Source organism: Pseudomonas sp. 21LCFQ02 (assembly GCF_024129895.2).
Lineage (GTDB): Bacteria > Pseudomonadota > Gammaproteobacteria > Pseudomonadales > Pseudomonadaceae > Aquipseudomonas.
This window is the reverse complement of record NZ_CM178749.1, coordinates 4986227-5008320: the sequence shown is the minus strand read 5'-3', so window position 1 is coordinate 5008320 and position 22094 is coordinate 4986227. Positions and strand designations below refer to the sequence as shown.

Below are 22094 nucleotides of genomic sequence, written 5' to 3'. Positions count from 1 at the left end.
GTTACAGGTGCTGTTCTTTGTTGCGCAGTTCCCAGTACTCATCCTGACGTTCGTCGGTGATGTACTCTGGAACTGGGAAGTCCCACCAGCCTGGTACCCACGGGCCTGCCGCGTCACGGTCGGTTGGAATCTCGATCAGAACAGCCTCATTGGACTCCAAGGCTTCTTGAAGGATTGGCTCCAGCTCATCGTTGCTGCGAACGCAGAAGGACTTCAGGCCGAACGCCTTGCCCAATGCCTCGTAGTCCGGGGAGTAAGGCTTGCCATCAGGGGTGTTGAACTCGCTACCGATGTGTCGATCCGTCTGCTTGCGCTGGCCGCCACGAATCGACATGTAGCCTGCGTTGTTCTGAATGATGAAAACAACAGGGATGTCGTTGGTTTTGCAGATGGCGATTTCTTGAGAGTTCATCAGGAAGTCGCCGTCACCCAGAATGCACACAACTGGCTGATTCGGAGCTGCCAATTTGGCGCCGATTGCTGCAGGTACAGCCCAACCCATCGAGGAGAAGCCACCCGAGGTTAGGTGGGTGCGCGGAGAGTAAACAGGGAAGGTCTGCTTCACTGCGCCCTGCGCATTGCCGGAACCCACCACAACGATGGTGTCACGCGGGAAGATCTTACGCAGAGCGCCCAGAGGACGCTGTGAGGTGAACGGGAAGCGATCAGAGTCGCGTCGGGTAGCCAGCTTGGCTTCCCACAAGTCCTGATTCTCTTTCAGATCTTGCAGGTACTCGGTGCGATCAACAGTTTCGTCTTTCAGCTCTTCAACAATGTGCGCCAGAGCGTACTTCGCGTCCGAAACGATACCGACAGCAACTGGGTAGTTTTTGCCGATCTCATGCGGATCGATATCGATGTGAATCAGGCGTCCTGGTGGGATCGAGAATGTTACGCCTTGGGCGTAGCTCGAAGACGACCAGTCAGTGAATCGGCAGCCTACTGCCAGGATCACGTCAGCACTCGATGCCATCTTGTTGCCGCAGAGCGTGCCGGTCTGGCCAACACTACCTGCGAACAGCGCGTGGTCTTCTGGGAAGCCACCTTTACCGTTCCAAGTCGTAACGACTGGGATTTTCCAGGTTTCAGCCAGTGCTACAACTTCGTCAAATGCTTCGGCAGTGATAACGCCGCCACCGATAACGATCATTGGACGCTTAGCCTCTCGCAGCACTTCGGCCGCGCGCTTGATGGCTTTCGGATCTGGGTAGACCTTACCAACGGGAATGCGCTCTTGCAGGTCGTGCAGAGTCACTTCAGCCGCTTCAGCCTGTACGTCCATCGGGATTTCGATGTGAACAGGGCCGGGACGACCGGTCAGCATAGAGCTGAAAGCCCGGTGCATGATGAACGGCATCTCTTCGGTGCGAGTGGCAACCCAGTGCCGCTTGGATACTGCTTCGGCGATTTTCGGGAAGTCGTTGTCCGTGTAGCGCTCCAACTCCTGCAGCAAGCCATGGCCACGCATGTGAGTGGGTGGGCCACCGGTGATCAGCATGCAACTGGTCGAGTCGGTGTAGGCGGTCGCCATACCGATGACGGTGTTGCTCGCACCGGCGCCAATCGATGTGATTGCAGCCATTGGTTTGCCCGAAACACGGTAGAAGCCGTCGGCTAGGTGCACGGCACTTTGTTCATGGAAAACCTGAATGAAGCGGAGTTTGGACTCCTCTTCCATGAAGGCGTCCATCAACGTCCAGATGCCGTGCCCAGGAATGCCGGCAACGTACTCGACGCCGTAATTTTTTAGTGTTTGGGCAACCACTTGGCTGCCTGTGAGTTTAGGCATGTTGCATCGCTCCTAGTTGGAGGGTTTCACTAAACGCTCTTCAGGGAAACCGCGTGGAGTAACCCTGAAGATCTCGAATTACCGGTCAGGTACTTACTTACGCGCTGCCCACACCAAGCCCTGCTTAGTGAGGCGACGAATATTTGGGTCGGCGAGATTGCTGGTGTCGTGGCCGATCGAGTGATAGAACACTCGGCCCTCGCCCCAGTTACGAACCCAAGCAACTGGGCTTCGGTGACCTTTAAGCCATGGCATGGGGTTGCCATCAAAAGTGGTTTCAGCCAGGACGTGTATGTTTGGGTCTACCTGCATGTAGTACTGCTCGGAGCGAACCTCAAAATCTTCAACGCCTTGGGTCACCTCGTGATCACGGTCGATGAAATTGACCATGTACGGGTGTGGGTAACCTTCGCCAGCCGGATGCTCAAGGAAGGAGCCGCCCAGCATGAAGTGATATTTCAGACTTGCGCGGAATGCCGCTCCTGCGCCGTGCCAGCCAACAAGGCCCACGCCGCTTTCGACTGCTTCCGAGAGATGCTTTTCCTGCGAAGCTGTCAGGGTTTCGGTGGTAACAGCGTTGTTCCATCCGATGATGATCAGGTCATAACTCTTCAGGTCACGATCCAGGGTGAAGATATCGGTGGACTCTTCCACCTCAACGTCCAACTCCTTGAAGAGCTCGCGAGCCCAGCCAGCGATTTCGTATGGGTAATGTCCAGGCCAGCCGCCGTAAAGATAGAGAGCACGAGTCACGGTTATACCTCCAGTATTTATTTTTTGACGAAGAGCAGCCGTCGATGAAACATCGACAGAATTCTCAGCTATTGACTTGCCTTTATTGCGGCTGCACGAAGTCATCGAAACAAATTCGAGGGATAACTTCGGGTGAGCCTTTACCTGCCTACATTGTCACAGCGAGCGAAATGATTGCTGTGTATCTTGCGTTCAAAGTAGGGGGTTTATCTAACGATGATTTCACTGCGCACTTAAACTCCAGGTAAAGGCGTTCCTAGCCGTTAATACAGCTGAGTTGGTCTGGGTCTCGGCACTATGGCTCCGACGCATCGACGCATTTCGGGCTTTATGGGCAGTGAATCTAAGAAATAGCTGGGATGTGAGCCGAAGAGCTAGTGACGGCATGCATCTCGCTTGATGATTTCGCTGAGCTAGTACGTTCAGCGTTTGGGCGCTAGACATAAGCAGCCTCTTTTCTTGTTTGGGTGGTTATTCGTATAACCTGTGAGCACAAGGTAACACGCGTTTTGAGGTTGTCAATACCCGCACACGACAAAAGGTCGGGGCCTCGATTGGGCGCATACCTCTAGCAGTGAAGCATCAAATTTGTGGTTGGAAGCCGCGTGGTTTGCGGCATCAAGGGAGATGATGATCAGCGATTTTGGTCTCATTTTTCTTTGTCGCTAGGCCAATAGCGAGCCAAAAAAAATGCACCAGTACGATTTTTTTCTGTGTTGGACAGGGGCTCGAGCTAGGTGTGTGGCAGCAACGGCGCCAGGGAAAATAGTTATCCTCCCAGACCTCGAGCCGTTATCCTAACTAGCTCTGCAATCAGCGTATGCAGAGCAATTCCTGCATGTCATAGAAATAAATATAGGGCAGATCTTCAGATGGTTTCGATGAAAGATGTGGCAAAAGCAGCGGGCGTTTCTCAGCCAGCGGTTTCCTATGCCTACAGCGGCTCGAGTAAGGTCTCAGCCAGCCAGCGGGAGCACATTCTTTCAGTCGCTGCGAGCTTGGGATATCCAGGGCCGAACCTTCGCGGGAGAAGCCTGCGTTCGGGTCGAGTCGGTGCTATTGGCCTTGTCGTAATGGATCAGTTGTCCTATGCGTTTGATGACCCTTGGGCGATGTCTCTTCTGAAAGGAATAGCCAAGGTCAACGAACTCGCCAACGTCGCATTGACCCTCTTCCCGTTGAAGAGCAAAAAACTTGAGGGTGATCAGGAAGATGATTCCAACCTGGCCGTAAGGGGGCTGGTCGACGGCCTGATCATCTCCACATTGCCTGACGATCATCCAATCACCCAGTTCATCGTGAAACGCAACATACCAGCGGTGATTATCGACTCGCCCAGACTTGAGGGGGTGCATTTTGTCGGGATCGACGATTGGCAAGCTGCAACGGATCAAATGGAGCACATTCTAGGCCTTGGTCATACCAAGATCGCGATTCTGGTCGAGCGCTTGATCCCCGATGGGAAGAGGGGGCGGGTTAGCCAAAAGCGCTTTAGGCAGTCGACGGAGAGAATCGCTAGAGAGCGGCTTACGGCCTACGTCGAGACTGCAGAAAGGCACGGCATTGCTTACGACGAGTTGGTGATTATCGAAGCAGGCGGATTTACCGATGCGCTCGGTCGGGAGGCGGCGTCCACACTGCTACGTGAGTCCGGCGTCACGGCTGTTGTAGCGAGCTCTGATGTGATGGCTTTAGCGTGTCTGTCAAAAGCGGAAGAAGAGGGTGTTGCCGTTCCCGGACAGCTATCGGTTATCGGGTTTGACGACGTCCCTGATGCGGCACCGAGAGGCCTGACCACCATCCGACAGTCCATCATTGGTAAGGGAGAGTGTGCTGCTCGTATTCTGCTCGATGAACTAGAGGCGTCGGAGCCCCTACAGCCGATAGTCAAGATCTTCGAAACATCGCTTGTCGTACGAACCACTACGCGCCGACTGTAGCTCTGTGCGTCAGTCTGCGTCACTTTGTGTTTGATTGAGAAATTGGCCCAGTGAGTTTCACAACATAATCTGAGATCGCAATGCGGCGGTTTCTAAAAATAACTGTGAAACTCACTTCCGTCTGCCTCCAGGCTGTACCGCTTAGGGCGGTAGGTAGAAGTGCCTGATGGGGCTAGGCATGGAATATCAAATAGATTCTCCCTGTGAGAAGGCGGTGTCTCATGGGGCGTTGTCTAAGGGCTTGAGCAGTCGCCAGATCACCATGATCTCTATTGGTGGTGTAGTTGGTGCGGGCTTTTTCGTGGGCTCCGCGAGCGCCATTAGCGCTGCTGGGCCAGCGGTATTGGTCTCCTTCGCTATTGCTGCGGTACTGGTTGTACTTGTGATGGGCATGCTTGCCGAACTCGCAACCGCAAACCCAGATACAGGTTCATTTTCCACCTACGCACAGCAAGCGATGGGGCGCTGGGCGGGCTTCTCTATCGGCTGGTTGTACTGGTGGTTCTATGTGCTCGTCATACCACTAGAGGCTATCGTGGCCTCCGATATTCTCGGCGGCTGGCTTGGAATCCCGTCAATGGCGATTGGTGTGGCGCTTATCGTCGGCCTCACTCTGACCAATATACTCAGCGTGAAGAACTTCGGTACGCTTGAGTACTGGTTGTCTCTCATCAAGGTCGTCTCCATTTTGGCCTTCATTGGCCTGGGCGTATCTGCGATGTCCGGGGTGCTCCCTACCAGCACGGCTAGTGGATTTGGTCACCTCTGGCAAGACGGCGGCTTTGCGCCCACAGGGCTCCCGGGAATTGCATCAGCGCTGGTTCTGGCGCTGTTCAGCTTCACCGGCATGGAAATTGTGACCATCGCTGCAGCTGAATCTGAAGACCCCCGAGCAAACATTCGAAGGGCAATTCGCTCTGTGGTTTGGCGAATGCTGATTTTCTACTTTGGCTCCATTTTTGTAATTGTTGCCTTGGTAGCTTGGAATTCTCCTCGTCTGGAGGTCGGCTCTTTCCAGTCGGCGCTGGAGGTGATGGGTATCCCAGGTGCTGCCGGCATCATTCAGGCAGTGATCCTGGTGGGCGTTGCGAGCACCCTCAACTCTGCGATTTTCACTGCGTCTCGTATGGGATATTCGCTTGCCGTGCGTAGAGATGCGCCTCAGTCTTGGGCTCAGACGACCGCCAACGGTGTTCCGAAGGTGTCGATTTTCTATGCGAGCGCGGGAGCTCTTGTTCTTCTGGTGGCCAACTACACGTTGCCGCAAGCCGTGCTGGTACCCTTGATTGCCACGATCGGTACGATTGCTCTTGTAATGTACTTGGTCATCGCGGTGAGCCAAGTGGTCTTGCGTAAGCGTGCCATTGCTCAGGGGAGGGCGCTGCTGGTGAGTTTTCCCTTATTCCCGGCGCTGTCCTACGTAACCATCGCTGCAATCGTCTCCTTCTTAATTCTGATGGCTGTCGTGCCGGGCCACCAAACGGAACTGCTTGTGTCTTCAATACTCACACTGGCGTTGGTCATCATTGGCGTGATCCTTCAAAAGAGAGACAGGTGAATAGCGATCTTTAGATTTGTTGTGTGCGGTGCTCACCAAACTTTGCCCATCTCCTGATGGGCGTTTTTTTTGGGGTAATTTATGAATGCGTTAACCGATGATTTTTACACGATTAGCAGGAGGAACTTGGTTGCATGCCGAACTGCCTTTTTCCTTCCTGGGGTGGCGATGGGCGCATGGGCGCCACTCGTGCCGTTTGCCAGGGAGCGGGCTGGAATTGGTGATGGGGAACTGGGTATCTTGCTGCTCTGCTTAGGGACTGGCTCTCTATGCATGATGCCGTTCGTTGCAAAGATCGTCAGCAAAGTAGGGTGCAGGGCGACAATGATCACGGCTCTTCTGGGCGCTATCACCAGTTTGATGTTTCTAGCTAGCGTTTCTCAGTTTTCGCTGCTTGTCGTATTTCTGCTGATCTTCGGTGCTTGCTTGGGGACAGCCGACGTGACGATGAACCTGCAAGGTTCCATCGTCGAGAGAGGTCTAGGACGTTCGATGATGTCCGGCTTTCATGGTTTGTTCAGCGTTGGGAATATTGTCAGCGCCCTGGTCGTTTCTGGGCTCTTGTGGTGCGGGCTGTCACCGATGGCGGCTGTCTTTGCTCTCGTAGTATTGGTTATAGCTCTGTTACTTGGCGTAGGTCGACATATGCTTCCTTATGGAGAGGGTGGCGGAGGTTCAATGTTCGTCAAGCCAACACCCTACGTGCTGCTCTTGGGTGTGCTCTGCCTGATTGCCTTTCTTGTTGAAGGGTCAATGCTCGACTGGAGTGCAGTATTCTTGAATACCGTCAGGGGCATGGATATCAGTCATTCTGGGATTGGTTTCGCACTCTTCTCCGTTACGATGGCAATCGGGAGGCTTTCTGGGGACTGGTTGGTTCCGAAACTGACGGAGCGGGTTGTGCTCTTAGGTGGCGGGTGCGTGGCGCTGGTAGGGGTCATGATCGCCATTTTGGTCGACAACCCCTTTGTCACGTTGGCAGGTTTCGTCCTGATTGGGGCTGGTATCGCTAACCTAGTCCCAGTGTATTGCTCTGCAGCGGGCAAGCAGGGCGCTATGCCGGTAGCCATGGCGCTCTCAACAGTCAATGCAATTGGCTATTTGGGCATCCTGATGGGGCCAGCAGTCATAGGGTTTGTGGCTCACTTGACCACATTGAGTATCGCACTGCTGCTGACTGGAATCCTTCTGGTGTTTGTCATTGCTACCTCAAGGACTGTCGTGAAGCAGCCTTGAGGTTTGATTTTCACCTGGCCAATAAAAATGCCAGCCCACCAAGTGAGCTGGCATTTTTTGAGCCAGTGGATTTACATTGCGGGTTCGCCGAAGCCTACTTCTTTCTTGCCATAGCGACGAACACGGATGTTCGCCTGCTCAGCGTGGCCGACAAAACCTTCCATCAAGCACAGGCGCGAGCAGTATTCGCCGATAAGCGAAGAGGCTTCGTCGGTCAGGATACGCTGATAGGTGCAGGTCTTGATGTACTTACCAACCCACAAACCACCGGTGTAGCGAGCGGCTTTGTTGGTCGGCAGGGTGTGGTTGGTGCCGATCACTTTGTCACCGTAGGAAACGTTGGTGCGGGCACCTACGAACAGAGCGCCGAAGTTAGTCAGGTTCTTCACGAAGTAATCGTCATCGTGAGTCATGATCTGAACGTGCTCAGATGCGTATTCATCCGAGAGCTTGACCATTTCCTCGTAGTTTTCGCAGAGGATGATCTCGCCGAAGTTATCCCACGCCTCACGGGCGATTTTCTGGGTAGGCAGCTTGACCAGCAAGCGTTCGATCTCTTTCAGCGTTTCCACTGCCAACTCGCGAGAAGTGGTCAGCATGACAGCTGGGGAGTCCACACCGTGCTCGGCTTGGCCCAGCAAATCGGTCGCACACAGTTCGCCGTCTACCGAGTCATCGGTGATGAGCAGTGTTTCGGTTGGGCCTGCGAACAGATCGATGCCAACACGCCCGAAGAGTTGACGCTTTGCTTCGGCAACATAAGCGTTGCCTGGGCCAACAATGATATCTACTGGGCTGATCGAGTCAGTACCGATCGCCATCGCCGCAACTGCCTGAATGCCACCCAGGCTGTAGATGGCGTCAGCACCGCCCAGCGCCTGTGCAGCAACGATGTAAGGCGCCGGCTTGCCTTGGAAGGGCGGGGCAGCTGTGGTGATGTTCTTCACGCCAGCCGATTTTGCGGTAACGATCGACATGTGGGCCGATGCCAGCAGTGGGTACTTGCCACCTGGCACGTAGCAGCCAGCTGCATTCACAGGGATGTGCTTGTGGCCGAGGATGACACCTGGAATGCTCTCAATTTCAACATCCAGGAGGGATTTACGCTGAGCATCAGCGAAGCGGCGCACCTGCTCTTGAGCGAACAGAATGTCGTTGTATTCACGCTCGGTGAGCCTGGATACACATTCTTTGACTTCGGCATCGGTCAGACGGTAGTCGGTGCGATCCCAGCCATCGAACTTAATCGAGAGCTCACGGACAGCGGCATCGCCGCGTTTTTCGATGTCCAGCAGGATGCGGGAGACATCAGACTTCACCTGCTCGTTGCGATCAACCTGTTGTTCAGTAGGTTTAGCCTTTTTGATCCACTCAGCCATCACATCACCTCTATCGGGCGTACACAGTATTAGGATTATTGGGCAGCACTCGAGCGCGGTTGCCGCTTAGCAGGAGTTGCTTAATGCGATCTGCTACGGTTTCGAGTATCGAGCTGCTTGAATCAAATTACCGTTGATCGATGACGCAAACAATTTCTCAAATGAACAACTAATGACGCAATGTGACGCATTTTGTTAAGATATTTGACGCATTGGCCTGAAATGTGTTGGTCTTTATTCAGACGGGATCGATCGAGGAAGTGCCGGCCCCTAAATAATCTACGACCTCCTTGGGGATGGAAGGATCATCAGGGGAGAGAACGGTTGCACGGCGAATGTGTTCTTTCTTCATGAGGCCTTTGGTGACGAAATGCATTGCAACCTTTGTGGCGACAGGCTGGCGTACCATGGTTGCTGCGATGCCGCTAGAAACACCAAAAACGAATTTCCTAGAGTTTCTGCTTACAGCTGCAAGGTTGGTGAAGGTGATTTCGTTCTTCTGAATGCTTTCAAAATCTACGCAAAAGATTCGACTGGATATCAAGAAAGTCAAGCCATGATACTTGAAGTGATAATCAATCTTGCCACTGCCGTCCTGGTTAGGAAAACGTTCGATGTAATAATGCATGAGCATTCCATTTTTTTCATAAATGCAAAAAACGGATCTAACAATTTTCCCCTTATAGATAGAAGAGTGATGGTATCGCTCATAAACGCCGGTTAGTTCTCCTAGGTTGGAGTTGTTGGCTTGTAATAGTTCATTAACGAACATGAGCATCTTTGGGGTTTGGATTAGGTTTCTAAATAGATGAAAGTGACCGCCCTCGATCATTGATCGAAAGTCATTCGGATTGCTGAAAAGCACATCGTTGCTAAGGCCGAAAAAATTAGCTATTGAGCGTAAGTTTGATTTTGAAGGTTGATGTGTTCCAGCTAAGTACTTATTGAATTGCTGCCGATTGACGCCTATGCGCCGGCACATCTCTGAAACTGTGCCAACCTGTTCACATAGCATTTTCAGGTTTTCTTGAAAGTTTTCTTGATTGTGCATGGCTTGTCTAGATTCAGATATATCATTGAGCTCATCTTATGGGGTTTCCAGCTAAGCATCAACGGGAAGATGAATTTTGGTGCGTCTGCCTTCCGATCCTTGATCACGCTGGGCACCAGCGCTATGCCCAGGTGCTGGGGATCGGGTGCCCGATTGAGCATATCTCAAGACCGGTCAGTGCTTCAGAGCGGTGCAGCGTCTGGAGGGGTAGAAGATTTTATTAGCCAGGACGAGGGATAAATTTTGGCGGTTTATATGAATTTTGAAATTAGGATTAGCTTTGGTGAGTCTTTAGTCTGTCGCCAAAATGCGAACTCGCTATGGATTTTCGCAATAATGCATTTTGGTTTTCTTTCGAGCGGTCATTTTCCCGCGTGTTAGAGGTGTTTGCCATTGTTGGCAGGGAACTTGCTCTGAAATTACCGTGGGTGTGGTGTTTTCAAATCTGATGGCTAGTTTCTGAGCTTTGGTAGGATTAATCAAGATGGAGGTGATACACCAACAATGAGGCCCTTTATTTCCCCTGGTTTTGCCTATAAATATAAAAAGCAGGGGCGTACTTCTTACTGCCATCTCAACCGGAAGGATGTCACGCTTTTCTACTTTGGCGCTTGATCGCTGAGGGTAGATTGCAGACTTTTCGCGTCGGAATGGTAACTGTCTAATAGGACGGTTCTGAATACGCCGCGCACTACGTGCAGCCGCACGATCCTCCATAAACACAAGAAAGAGGACTAAGTGTGATTACTAATAAAGTTAGAAAGGTAAGGGCGGCCACCTTCATCGGCTTTCTTCTTCTTCTGGGAGCTATGATGTATGTGTGGTCTACCGGTGTAACTGCATTCCGTCACCAAATGGGATTATCAGGTGATGCGGGGGATGTTAGTGTGGTGTTTCACAAGTAGGGCGAAAAACTACTTACCCAATGCTTTTGCTGCACGCGCTACGGAACCCAGGATCTCGTTCGCTTTTTTGTGCCAGCGAAATGGCTTCGGATTCTGGTTGTAGGTTTCCAGGTAGTACTCGATTGAGGCCTCTAAATCCTTCACGCTGACATGAGCCTGGCGCTTGATCCATTTCTCGCTCAGTGTTGAGAAGAAACGCTCCACCAGATTCATCCATGAGGCAGACGTGGGGGTGAAATGGATGCTGTAACGAGGACGTGCGGCCAGCCACGCTTTGACCTTGTCGGTCTTGTGCGTTGCGTAGTTGTCCATAATCAGATGGATCGGCACATCGCTCGGTACCGAGGCATCTACCTCTTTGAGAAACGATAGAAATTCGACACTGCGATGTTGGCGCTTTAACCGACCAATGACTTCGCCCGTTGCTACATCCAGAGCCGCAAACAGAGAAGTCGTCCCATGGCGCTTGTAATCGTGCGTGCGTGTCGCAGGATTTCCAAGCGCTAAAGGCAGCCCTGGTTGTGTGCGGTTCAACGCCTGGATCTGACTTTTCTCATCAACACATAACACCAGTGCTCTCTCAGGCGGGTTCAAATAAAGGCCCACGATGTCCTGCACTTTGTCGACGAAAAGCGGATCGGTAGAAAGCTTGAAGGTTTTCTACAGGTGAGGTTTGATCCCGAAGGCATGCCAGATACGCATCACGCTAGCCGGAGATATTCCTGTTTCCCGACTCATTTGCCGGGTACTCCAATGGCTGGCGTCTTCGGGTTTGCTCTTCAGAACCTGATCAACCACCTTCTGCACTTGTTCATCACTGATTGTGCGCGGACGGCCCGAACGATGCTCATCATTCAGGCCAATCAGCCCCCATTTTGAAAAGCGCGTCCGCCACCGCGAGACTACGTCCTTGCTGACGTTGAGGCGCTGGGCAATGGCATTTCCAGATTCGCCCTCTGCGCATGCCAGGATAATTTCGGCACGAACGCAGGCATCCTGCGCGCCCTTACGCTGTTTAACGCGGCGTAGAAGCTCGGCTTTTTCGGCTTCGCTGGTCGGCCCATATAAATGCTCAGCTCTCACGAGTGGGTTTCAAATGAGCATAGACCATATTTTCATTGGTACTTGTGAAACACCACACTAGTTGACGAATGAATAACAGCCGATGCTTGGGCATCGGCTGCCCGGCGCTCTCTTTTTACACACTCTGGTCGGTATGCCGCCCAGACCAGGGTCACCACAAGAATCGCGGTTTTCGCGGCTGAAGCGGCTCCTACGGGGCCCTGTGTTTGCAGCGCGACAATCAAAGGCTTACCACGACTCGCGCTTCGTAGAGTATCCAGGCTTCAGACGCTCTACTCAGGGCGCCTCATCGATCCCGCTGATGATTACTATCGAAACGCTCGCCTGTCTGCCTTTCACAGCCGACTCCTATAATCGCCTGCCATTTCCCTCCGCTTTCTACGCCTGCTTCAGGCGACCTTACCCATGGAACCCAGCCCCATGCCAAGTGCCAGTCAGGCCCCTCATAACATTCCCGAACACAATCAACAGAGCGTCGTCCAGCAGTGGCTGGCGATTCTCTCGGTCGCCGTTGGCGCCTTTGCGCTGGTGACCAGCGAGTTTCTCCCGGTCGGCGTGCTCAACGATGTCGCCAGCGACCTCGGTATCAGCGCCGGCCACGCCGGGCTGATGGTGACCTTGCCCGGCATCATGGCCGCGCTGGCCGCGCCGTTGCTGTCGGTGGGCATTGGTGCGCTGGATCGGCGCTATTTGCTGATCAGCCTGACGCTGCTGATGATCATCGCCAACGCGGTGGTGGCCTACGCCGCCGACTTCAACCTGCTGCTGTTCGGCCGCGTGCTGCTGGGTATTAGTATCGGCGGCTTCTGGGCGACCGCCATTGCCCTCAGTGGCCGCCTGGCACCTAAAGGGGTCGGGGTGGCGCAAGCGACCTCGATCATCATGGTCGGTGTGACCCTCGCCACGGTGTTGGGCGTACCCGTTGGCACCTGGCTGAGCGGCCTGATGGGCTGGCGCATGACTTTTCTGGTGACCGCGCTGGTGGGCGTGCCGGTGCTATTGGCGCAGATCTTCCTGCTGCCACGGCTGGCGCCAGACAAGGCGATCCGGGTCAGTGACCTGCCGGCGCTGTTCATCAACCCGCAGGCGCGGGTGGGCTTGATTGCGGTATTGCTGATTGGCCTGGCGCACTTTGCGGCGTACACCTATGTCGCGCCTTTCTTCAAACAAAGCTCCGGCTTCGACGGGCCGACCATTGGCTCATTGCTGCTGCTCTATGGCATCGCCGGGGTCGCGGGCAACATCTTTGCAGGCTTTGCCGCCAACCGCAGTGTGCGCCATACCCTGATGCTGGTCGCGTTGATGATCGGCATCAGCACCGCGTTGTTCCCGTACTTTGCCACCGGCATGACCGGCGCAGTGATGCTCATCGCCTTGTGGGGCTTCGCGTTCGGTGCCTTCCCGGCCTGTTCCAGCATCTGGATGTTTATCGTCGCACCCAAGGATGTCGAGCGCGGCATGCCACTGTTCGTGGCGATGTTCCAGGTGATCATTGCCTTGGGTTCGTTCTTCGGCGGGCAGATCGTCGACCAGTTGGGCACCTCGGTGCTGTTGAGCCTGGCCACGGCGCTGGTGGGCTGCGGATTTGTGACGGTGCTGGTGTTGGGCCGGGGCGTCAGTAACAGCCTGGCGGCGCAGCCGGGCTAGGCGTGGTAGGCGAGGCAATGTGAGGGTGGCTCAATGAATTCAAACCCTCCATTGCCCCGGCGCCACTCGACGATCCCCCTCAAACAGCAGACCGCCATGCGGCGCCAGCTCACCTTCGGCCAGTTCAATCACGGTCTGAGTATCTGCCTCTGCAAACAACCTGCGAAACGCCTCATCGAAACGTTGCGCCAATTCCGCATTCACTTCAGCCAGTAACCGTGGCGCCCATTTTCCTGTTCCGTACCAGCGGCCACGCCCGCGCAATGCCAGTTCCACCAGCTTCGGATACAGCATTGCGCCAATCGCCAATATTTCGCTGGCCGAGCGTTCGCCACGCAGGTCATCTATTGCGTCGGTAATTTCGTAGCGCAGCACGTTCAGGGCATCTGCCGAAAGTGGTTCGGGTCCTTGGGCCAGTCGCTGAATCACTTCACTGCGCAGCAGCTCGGCGGCCTCTTGAGCCGGGCCGATCAACAGGCCTTCCTTGATCATGTTCAACAGCGAAGGTCGACCGCGTTTGACGTCTGCATCGATGAACCAGACCAGGGTGCCGGGGTCGTGGACGAACGCTTCGACCGGCACGCCCCGGTCGATGAATGATTCGCGGCGACCGGCTGCCAGGCGCGGATAGATCACCACCAGATCAATGTCGGACAGATAGGTGCCCTGGCCGCGCATGATGGAGCCAGCGACGAACGCATAGGCGGCTTCGGGGTAGCGGCTGTCAAGGATGTGCTGCGCGATAGCCAGCGCCTCGGTCGGGGAGGGACATCGTGCCGGCCCCGTCAAGCCGCCGCCCGCTCGGCCTTGCGCCCCGGTATCGCGCCAATCAATTCCCGCGTGTACTGCGCCTGCGGCTCGCCAAACACCGTGTCCACGCTGCCATATTCGACCACTTGCCCTTGCTTGAGCACCAGCACCTGGTGCGCGACATTGGCGACCACCGCCAGGTCGTGGGACACCAGTACGTAGGCGATGCCCAGTTCACGTTGCAGCTCTTCGAGCAGGTCGAGGATCTGCGCCTGCACTGATACATCCAGCGCACTGACCGGCTCGTCCAGGAGTAACAGGTCCGGCTGCAAGGCCAGTGCGCGGGCGATGGCCACCCGTTGGCGTTGCCCGCCTGACAACTCACGAGGCAACCGGTCGAGGTAGCTGACCGGCAAGTGCACGCGGCTGATCAACTCGCGTGCCGCCTGCTCCAGTGCCGCGCCTTTTAGCAGGCCGAACGACACCAGCGGTTCGACGATGCTGTCGAAGATGGTGAAGCGGGGGTCGAGGGCGGCGAAGGGGTTTTGCTGGACCAGTTGCATGCGCTTGCGCAGCGGGCGGAAGTCGCGCCAGTTCAGGTCGGTGACGTCCTGTTGCTCAAACAGCACTCGGCCGCTGCTGGGCTTTTCCAGGCCCAGGGCGATCCGCAGCGCGGTGCTTTTGCCCGAGCCGGATTCGCCAACGATGGCCAGGGTTTGGCCGGGATAGACGTTGAGGGTCAAGTCTTGCAAGGCAGTGAACTGCGCCTCCTGGCCTTTGATTTTCGGCAGGTCGAAGACTTTGCCTACATTGCGCAGGCTAAGGATTGGCGCTTTGTCGTCAGGCGCAACAGGCCGCTGCGACAGCGGGCGACGCTGGCTGAACGCCGGGGCTGCTGCGAGCAGGGCGCGGGTGTAGTCGTGTTGTGGCTGGGCGAGGATGGTTTGCGGCGCGCCCTGTTCGACCAGTTCGCCCTGTTTCATCACCAGCAGGCGGTCGGCGCGGTCGCTGGCCACGCCCAGATCGTGGGTGATGATCAGCAACGAGATGCCGCGTTCGCTGACCAGTTGTTGCAGGTGGTCGAGGATTTTGCGCTGCACGGTCACGTCCAGCGCGCTGGTCGGTTCATCGGCAATGATCAGCCGCGGGTTGCCGGCCAGGGCGATGGCGATCAACACGCGCTGACGCATGCCGCCGGACAGCTCATGGGGGTACTGGCGGGCGCGCAGTTGCGGGTTGTCGAGGCCGACCTGTTGCAGCAGTTCGATGATGTCGGCATCGACGCTCGGGTAGCGGCGGCCATGGGCGAGGATCAGCGCTTCGCCGATCTGCTGGCCGATGCGCAGGGTCGGGTTGAGGCTGACCATCGGGTCTTGCGGCACCAGGCCGATCACTCGGCCACGCAACTGACGTTTCTGGCGTTCGCTGGCGTGGGCCAGGTCGGTGCCGTCGACCCGCAGTTGGCCGCCGGTGATTTTCGCGTTGTCTGGCAGCAGGCCGAGAATCGCGTTGGCCATTGTTGATTTGCCAGAGCCCGACTCGCCGACGATGGCCACGGTTTCGCCCTGGCTGACGCTGAACGAAACATTGCGCACCGCATGGGTGAGTTGCCCGGCAGAGGCGTAGGTCACAGCCAGTTGCTGAACGTCGATCAAAGGCGTTGGCGTGCTCATCGCGGGTTCTCCTCGAAGGTGCGGGCGATATGGTTGAGGCTGAACACCACGGCCACCACGAACAGGCCGGGCAGCAGCGAGACCCACGGGGCGGTGATCAGAAAGTGTCGGCCGTTGGCGATCAGCGTGCCCCACTCGGCAGCCGGTGGCGCGGCGCCAAAGCCGAGAAAACTCAAGCCGGCAGTGGCGAGAATGGCCGCACCGAAGTCCAGCGTGGCGAGCACCGCCACCGGGCCCCAGGCGTTGGGCAGGATATGCCGCACCAGGGTCCGTCCCCAACTGGCGCCGCCCAGGCGTGCGGCTTCAACGTAAGGCAGGGTCTTGACCCTTAGGACTTCGGCCCGTGTGGTGCGGGCGAAGCCTGGGATGATCCCGACCCCCACGGCAATCGCCACCGGTACGGTGCCAAAGCCGATCGCGGTGACGATGGCCAGCGCCAGCAGCAGGCCGGGCAGGGCCAGCAGCACATCGACAAAGCGCATGATCAGCGCGTCGATCCGGCCGCCGGCAAAACCCGCCAGCACGCCCAGCCCCAGGCCGCCGACCAGGGCAATGCCCACCGCCAGCAGCGCAGCCTGGATCGACAGGCTGGAGCCATACACCAGCCGGGTATACAGGTCGCGGCCCAGCTCGTCGGTGCCGAACCAGTGGGTCAGGTTTGGCGCGGTGAGCTTGACGCTGGGGGCGGTGGCGTAGGGGTCGAAGCTGGTCAGCAGGTGCGGCGCCAGCGCGGCGAGCAGGGCGAAGCCGACGATCAGCAGCGCCAGGCTGAAGCCGGGTTTGCGCAGCAACGGCAGCAGCGCCGTGCCCAGGCGTTGCAGGCGGCTGCGGCGGCGCCAGAGCGGCGCGGCAGTGGTGATCGAGTTATCGCGTAACAGGCGGCTATCGGTGCTCATGGTCAGGACACCTTCGGTTGGTGAGTGATGCGTGGGTCAAGGTAGGGGTAGAGCAGGTCGACCAGCAGGTTGATCAGCACAAAAGCCGCTGCCGAGGCGGCGACGATCCCCAGTACCACCGGAATGTCCTGGCGTAGCACCGCTTCCTGGGCCAGGCGGCCAACGCCGTTGCGGGTAAAGATGGTTTCGACCAGTACCGCGCCAGACACGGTGTTGCCGACCTGCAGGCCGATCAGGGTGAGGATCGGCAGCGCGGCGTTCTTGAAGCCGTGGCGCAGTTGCACCTGGCCACGGCTCAAGCCTTTGGCGTAGGCGGTGGCGATATAGGGTTCCTGCCACACGCCTTGAAAGCCGCGTTGCAGCACTTGGGCGTATACCGCTGCACTGGGAATCGCCAGGGTGACGGCCGGCAGGATCAGGCTTTCAAAGCCCTTGCTGCCAGTGGCCGGAAACCAGCCCAGGCTGAACGCAAAGACCTGGATCAGCAGCAGGCCCATCCAGAACACTGGCACCGAAAAGCCCAGCGACGGCAGGCGTGCCAGGGCGACTTTCAGCGGTTGCCAGCGAATATAGGACGCCAGGTAAGCCAGGCCGATGCCGCCGATCAGCGACAGCACGATGGCCAGCCCCGCGAGGGCGAGGGTTTGCGGCAGGCGCTCGGCGAGCAGTTCGTTGACCGGGCGGTTCAGCGACAGTGACTGGCCGAAGTCACCTTGTATGGCCCGCCACAGCAGGTCGAAATATTGCTCGAAGATGCCTTTGTCCAGGCCGTAATAGGCCCGGGCTTTGGCAAGGTCTTCGGGGCTCAGCGCATCGGCCTCCAGGCCCGAGGCGCTGAGCATGATCGACAAGGTGTCGCCGGGCAGCATATAGAGGATGAAGTAGGTGATGGTGTAAGCCCCCCACAACACCAGCAGGGCCTGGCCCACGCGGCCGATCAGGTAGCGGTTCATTTTTTCGCCTCTTGGTTGCCTGCCAGTTCAATGTCGCTGAGCAGGGCGAAGCCCTCTGCGGTCCAGCGGAAATTCTTCACTTTGGCGGCGGTGGCGGCCTGCCAGACCCGCTCGTACACCGGGAATGCCGAGCCTTCGTCGACCAGCAGGTCTTGCAGTTCGCCATAGGCGGCGGCGCGTTGCTCGCTCTGGGTGGCAGTGATGCCGGCATCGAACAGGGCCTTGGCTTTTTCCAGGGTTTGCGGCTCGTAGATGTTGGTGGCCAGTGCCGCACTGTTGGCGGCGCGGGGGTCAAGAATCGTCTGCAGGATGATCGGGTCGGCGCGGGTCATGTAGTTGATGCTCAGGTCGTAGTTGCCCGAGGCGTTGTTGGCAACCCACTCGGCGCGGGTCACGACACTGAGTTTCAGGTCCACGCCGACTTTGCGCAGTTGGTCTTGAATCAGCACGTCGCCGGCGGTTTCTGCCGGGCTGATGTTGTAGCTCAGGCTCAGGCGTTTGCCGTCCTTGTAGCGATAACCGTCGGTGCCTTTGGCCCAGCCGGCGCTGTCGAGCAACTGCTCGGCGCCGGCCGGGTCGTAGGCCAGCTTGGCGGCCTGGCTCTTGAAGTACGGGGTGGTGACGTCGAAGATCCCGGTCACCACCGGGAACTCGGCGTTGTATACGGCGCTGGCGTAGGTCTTGCGGTCGATGGCTTTTTGCAGGGCCAGGCGCACTTGCTTGTCGCTGAGCAGGCGCTCGCCACGGGTGTTGGGGAACAGGTTGAGTGCCGGGCCGGGCAGTGAACGGCTCTGGATGGTCGCGCCCTTGGACTGGAACAGCTTCAGGTCGACTTCCGAGAACGGGTTGCGCGGCCAGAGGATGTCGGCCTTGCCTTGTAAAAACAGCCCGTTGCGTACGCTTTCTTCCGGGATGTAGCTGATCTCGACGGTGTCGAGGTGTGCTTCACCCTGATTTTTCACGTTGGCCGAGGCCCAGTGGTAGCCCTTGCGCTTGACCAGCTTTGCGCCGCTTTCCGGGGTGTAGTGTTCTAGGGTGAACGGGCCGGTGCCGATGATCTTGCCCAGCGAGCGCTCCTTGGCGGTCAGCTTGTACGAGGCCGGGGCGAGGATCGCCAGGTTGGTGGTGGAGGTGGCTTGCAGGAAGCCGGCGTTGGGCTTGGACAGCACCAGCTTGAGGGTAAAGTCATCGACCACTTCAGCATGGTCATAACCGGCCAGGTAGGTGGCGCCGAAGGTCGCCGGCAACTCGGTGGCGAACGCCTTGTTGCTGTCGAAAGCAGTCTTCACGGCATGGGCATCGAAGCGCTCGCCGTTACTGAAGGTCACGTCGTCACGCAGCTTGAAGGTGTAGGTCAGAGCGTCGTCGCTGACCTCCCAGCTTTTCGCCAGCCAGGGGATGATCTTGCCGGTGTCCGGGTCCTGGTCAGTGAGCGATTCAGCGACGTTGCGCAGCAGTACCCGGTGCTCCAGCCAATAGACCTGGAAGGGGTCGACGCTGACCAGGGTGGTGTTGTCACCCCAGAAGGCGATGTTCAGGGTCTTGCTGGCGGCTTGGTCGCCGGATGGCGAGCAACCGGTCAGCGCCAGAGTCAGCGCGACAGAGGCCAGCAGGCGGCCGGGGAAAACAGCTTGGGTCATGGTGGTGTCCTTGTATCAATACTGTCTGCTAAGGCGGTCTGCTTCGCGGCTGAAGCCGCTCCTACGGTTTACCGCCGTAGGAGCGGCTTCAGCCGCGAATCACATGGATAGATCAGAAGTCATAAGCCAATTTGGTGTACCAGAACCCGCCATTGGGGCTGAACGGCGGGTTGCCATAGATGCCCTGGCCGCCGTTGGAGGGCAGGGCGACCACGCCGTTGCGGTCGGGGTATTCGTTGAAGATGTTGGTGCCGCCGATGCTTGCGGTGAGGTTGTCGGTGACCGAGTAGGCGATATCCAGATCGGTGATCCACTTGGCTTCGAAGCTGCGGTCGGCGCTGGCGTTCTGGGCCCAGGTCTCGACCTTGCCGTAGCGGGTCGTCTGTAGGCTGACCACCCATTTGTCGATGCTCCAGTTGGCGCCCAACACCCATTTGGTTTTCGGTGAGGCGGCCACCAGATTGCCCTCGGCGGCATGGCCAACCACCGAAATGCCCGAGGCGGTCAGGTCTGCCGGCGAATCGCGGCGGCCTTCTACGGTGGTCTTGTTCCAGTTGAACGCCGCGCTCCAGCGCACATCGCCAAAGCCGCCCAGCGGGGTCAGGTGGTCGAGCACCAGGTCCAGGCCGCGGGTGCGGGTGTCGAAGGCATTGGTGTAGTAGGTCACCCACGACCCTTCGGCCACACCCAGCGAGCGCAGGGTGTTGTTGATCAGGCCGTTGCCGCGGTCATAGATGTCCTGCGACAGCACGATACGGTCGTCGATGTCCACCACATAGGCGTCCAGGGTCACGCTGGTGCGCCGCGCCGGTTGCCAGGTCAGGCCCAGGCCGATGTTGCGTGATTTTTCCGGGTCCAGTTCACTGGCGCCGAATGCCTTGGCCAGGGCGCTGCCCGGTGTGGCGGTGTAACGCAGCGCCGGCACCACCACGCCGTCGGCGTTGACCCCGGTGCGGTTGTCGGCCACCGAGTAGCCCAACTGGGTCAGTGACGGGGCGCGGAAACCGGTGCCCACGGTGCCGCGCACCGCCAGGGTGTCGGTCAGTTCGTAGCGCGAGTTGAGCTTGAGGGCGAAGGTGTTCTTCTTGATATCGTCGTAGTGTTCGACCCGCCCGGCTACGCCGATGTACCAGCGCTCGCTGGGGTTGAGGCCGAAGTCCAGATAGCCGGCAAAGTTGTTGCGATCCAGGTCGGCTTCGTCTTCCGGGCGGATCACCAGCGCCGCCTGCGCACCCCGACTCGGCCCGCCGTTCAGGCCGCTGGCCACGCTCAGGTCATACAGCGGATTGCGCGCGCCGTTGGCCAGGGTTTGCGGGTAGCGGTAGTTGCCCACCGAGTAGGCATCGGCGCTGCCGGCGAAGGTCTGGAAGCGTTCCCAGCGATGCTCAAGACCGGCCGAGACCTGTACCGGGAAGGGCAGTAGCGGCAGGCTTTCAAAATGGCGGGTCACGTCGAGGTTGTTGACCCACTGGTCGAACTGCAAGGTTGCCAGGTTACCGAACGACGTCCGCGAGGCCGGGCCATAGGTCGGGTTGATGGTCAGGTCGCTGGAGTGCTCGTTCTTGTTGCGCCCGTAGGTGCTCGACAGGTCCCAGTTCCACGCGCCCAATTCGCCCTTGCCGCCGATCAGCCATTGATAGTCGGTGTCTTTGATGTTGTTCAGCGGATCGTAACCGTCCGGGAACAGCTCAGGGATCGAGGCGGTGCTGTAGGCCAGGCGCTTGTTGTTGTAGATGATCGCGTCGCGCTCGCCGTAGGTGGCGTAGGAATACAGCTTGGTGCTGTCGCTCAGCGGCAGTTCGGCGTTGTAACCAAGGTTGAAGGCTTCCAGGTCCGGGTCGCCGTTTTTCAGGGCGCGGTGGTCCCAGCTGTCTTGCCGCGCGTCACCCGGCGCGTAGCCACGGTAGTTGGCATCGGCCTTGTCATACAGAAATGCCTGATCGCGTTTGCGCGCATCGGCGGAGATTTGCACAAAGCCGCCATCGCCCAAGGCGAAGCCTTTATTGCCTGCGAACTTGATGTTTTCGCCCTGGCCGCTGCCCAACTGGCCGTAGCTGGCTTCCAGATGCCCGCCGCTGGCGCCCGATTTGAGGATCACGTTGATCACCCCGGCCACCGCGTCAGAGCCGTATTGCGCAGCGGCGCTGTCTTTAAGCACCTCAATGCGCTCGACGGCGCTGATCGGGATCAGGTCGATATCCACCGCGTTGGCGCCGCTGGTGTCGACATTGCCGCCCGAGGGCATGGCGCCGTTATGCCGGCGTTTGCCGTTGACCAGCACCAGGGTGTAGGCCGGGCCGAGGCCGCGATTGGTCAGCGGCCGGGTAGTGGACTGAAAGCCTGAGGTGTTGGCGCCGAAGTTGAACGACGGCAGCAGTTTGGAAATCGCCTCCGACAGTTCGGCACGACCGGTCTTGAGCAGTTGCTCACTGTTGATGATATCGATCGGTGTCGGGCTGTCGGCCACGGTGCGCTGCGCGCCGCGTACGCCGGTGGAAATCACGGTCACGGTATCGAGGCGTGCGTCTTCGCTGTTTGCGGCCTGGGTCTGTGGGGCCAGCAGGCAGGCCAGGGTCAGGCTCGAGAGAGCCAGGCCGGCGCGGGCCGGGGCGGTACGCAAGACGTGGCGGGCGTGGCGTGAAAACGATGGAGTCATGTATGCAGTTCCAGATGACAGCGGGGGCTTGGCCGGTTGGCGACGGCGTACCCTGTTGGCTATTGCGCATTGCCAGTTAGCGGCGCGATGCGTGTCGATGGTCTGGAGCGATGCGGTGGTGGTGAGGTCGCTCGGGTCGTGCAACTGTCCGGGGGCCGCCCGGTTAGGTCATTAAGTGGCTATGG

The 22094-nt window shown here is 57.8% G+C and carries 14 protein-coding genes and 1 pseudogene; 4 read left to right on the top strand and 11 right to left on the bottom strand.

Features of this window, described 5'->3' with window-relative positions; genetic code table 11:
* Position 1: 1 nt before the first annotated feature.
* Together NJC40_RS22615 and NJC40_RS22610 are read right to left on the bottom strand one after the other, a co-directional pair.
* Positions 2 to 1789: a thiamine pyrophosphate-binding protein gene (locus NJC40_RS22615; protein ID WP_180688484.1), complete on the bottom strand. Its 1788-nt coding sequence runs from the start codon at positions 1787 to 1789 to the stop codon at positions 2 to 4.
* A gap of 93 nt (positions 1790 to 1882) precedes the next feature.
* Positions 1883 to 2542, bottom strand: a complete 660-nt coding sequence (locus NJC40_RS22610; protein WP_253143011.1) for a ThuA domain-containing protein — start codon at positions 2540 to 2542, stop codon at positions 1883 to 1885.
* Between the two features lie 881 nt (positions 2543 to 3423).
* Here NJC40_RS22610 and NJC40_RS22605 point away from each other — a divergent pair.
* The 3 genes from NJC40_RS22605 (at position 3424) to NJC40_RS22595 (ending at position 7276) form a co-directional block, all read left to right on the top strand.
* Positions 3424 to 4482 carry a LacI family DNA-binding transcriptional regulator gene (locus tag NJC40_RS22605; RefSeq protein WP_253143012.1) on the top strand — a complete coding sequence of 353 codons (1059 nt, stop codon included), beginning with the start codon at positions 3424 to 3426 and terminating at the stop codon, positions 4480 to 4482.
* Positions 4483 to 4660: 178 nt separating this feature from the next.
* On the top strand, positions 4661 to 6040 hold the full coding sequence (locus NJC40_RS22600) for an amino acid permease (RefSeq protein ID WP_253143013.1): 1380 nt from the start codon (positions 4661 to 4663) through the stop codon (positions 6038 to 6040).
* Between the two features lie 81 nt (positions 6041 to 6121).
* Positions 6122 to 7276 carry an MFS transporter gene (locus tag NJC40_RS22595; RefSeq protein WP_290447806.1) on the top strand — a complete coding sequence of 385 codons (1155 nt, stop codon included), beginning with the start codon at positions 6122 to 6124 and terminating at the stop codon, positions 7274 to 7276.
* A gap of 71 nt (positions 7277 to 7347) precedes the next feature.
* On the opposite strand, the gene hisD is transcribed toward NJC40_RS22595, so the two are convergent.
* The 3 genes and pseudogenes from hisD to NJC40_RS22580 all read right to left on the bottom strand — a co-directional run bounded on the left by hisD (position 7348) and on the right by NJC40_RS22580 (position 11694).
* Positions 7348 to 8655 (bottom strand): histidinol dehydrogenase, encoded by a 1308-nt coding sequence (gene hisD, locus NJC40_RS22590; protein WP_253143014.1) that lies wholly within the window; start codon positions 8653 to 8655, stop codon positions 7348 to 7350.
* A gap of 238 nt (positions 8656 to 8893) precedes the next feature.
* Positions 8894 to 9706, bottom strand: a complete 813-nt coding sequence (locus NJC40_RS22585) for a helix-turn-helix transcriptional regulator (protein WP_253143015.1) — start codon at positions 9704 to 9706, stop codon at positions 8894 to 8896.
* Positions 9707 to 10620: 914 nt separating this feature from the next.
* Positions 10621 to 11694: pseudogene (locus NJC40_RS22580) on the bottom strand (IS630 family transposase).
* A gap of 420 nt (positions 11695 to 12114) precedes the next feature.
* Between NJC40_RS22580 and NJC40_RS22575 the strand changes: the two are divergent.
* The gene (locus NJC40_RS22575) at positions 12115 to 13341 is read left to right on the top strand and encodes an MFS transporter (RefSeq protein WP_045492137.1); all 1227 of its coding nucleotides are present in this window, start codon (positions 12115 to 12117) and stop codon (positions 13339 to 13341) included.
* Between the two features lie 39 nt (positions 13342 to 13380).
* Here the strand turns inward: NJC40_RS22575 and NJC40_RS22570 are convergent, their stop codons facing one another.
* The 6 genes from NJC40_RS22570 to NJC40_RS22545 form a co-directional block, all read right to left on the bottom strand.
* On the bottom strand, positions 13381 to 14130 hold the full coding sequence (locus tag NJC40_RS22570; RefSeq protein WP_253142904.1) for a nucleotidyltransferase domain-containing protein: 750 nt from the start codon (positions 14128 to 14130) through the stop codon (positions 13381 to 13383).
* Positions 14127 to 15764 carry a dipeptide ABC transporter ATP-binding protein gene (locus tag NJC40_RS22565; RefSeq protein ID WP_253142903.1) on the bottom strand — a complete coding sequence of 546 codons (1638 nt, stop codon included), beginning with the start codon at positions 15762 to 15764 and terminating at the stop codon, positions 14127 to 14129. Before NJC40_RS22565 ends, NJC40_RS22570 begins: the two co-directional genes overlap by 4 nt.
* Positions 15761 to 16660, bottom strand: coding sequence for an ABC transporter permease (locus NJC40_RS22560; RefSeq protein ID WP_045492134.1), 900 nt, complete (start codon positions 16658 to 16660; stop codon positions 15761 to 15763). Before NJC40_RS22560 ends, NJC40_RS22565 begins: the two co-directional genes overlap by 4 nt.
* A gap of 2 nt (positions 16661 to 16662) precedes the next feature.
* The gene (locus tag NJC40_RS22555) at positions 16663 to 17613 is read right to left on the bottom strand and encodes an ABC transporter permease (protein WP_045492132.1); all 951 of its coding nucleotides are present in this window, start codon (positions 17611 to 17613) and stop codon (positions 16663 to 16665) included.
* The gene (locus NJC40_RS22550) at positions 17610 to 19253 is read right to left on the bottom strand and encodes an ABC transporter substrate-binding protein (RefSeq protein ID WP_253116630.1); all 1644 of its coding nucleotides are present in this window, start codon (positions 19251 to 19253) and stop codon (positions 17610 to 17612) included. Before NJC40_RS22550 ends, NJC40_RS22555 begins: the two co-directional genes overlap by 4 nt.
* A 112-nt stretch (positions 19254 to 19365) precedes the next feature.
* A complete protein-coding gene (locus NJC40_RS22545; RefSeq protein WP_253142902.1) occupies positions 19366 to 21909 on the bottom strand; it encodes a TonB-dependent receptor plug domain-containing protein in 2544 nt (847 codons plus the stop codon).
* Positions 21910 to 22094: the final 185 nt, after the last annotated feature.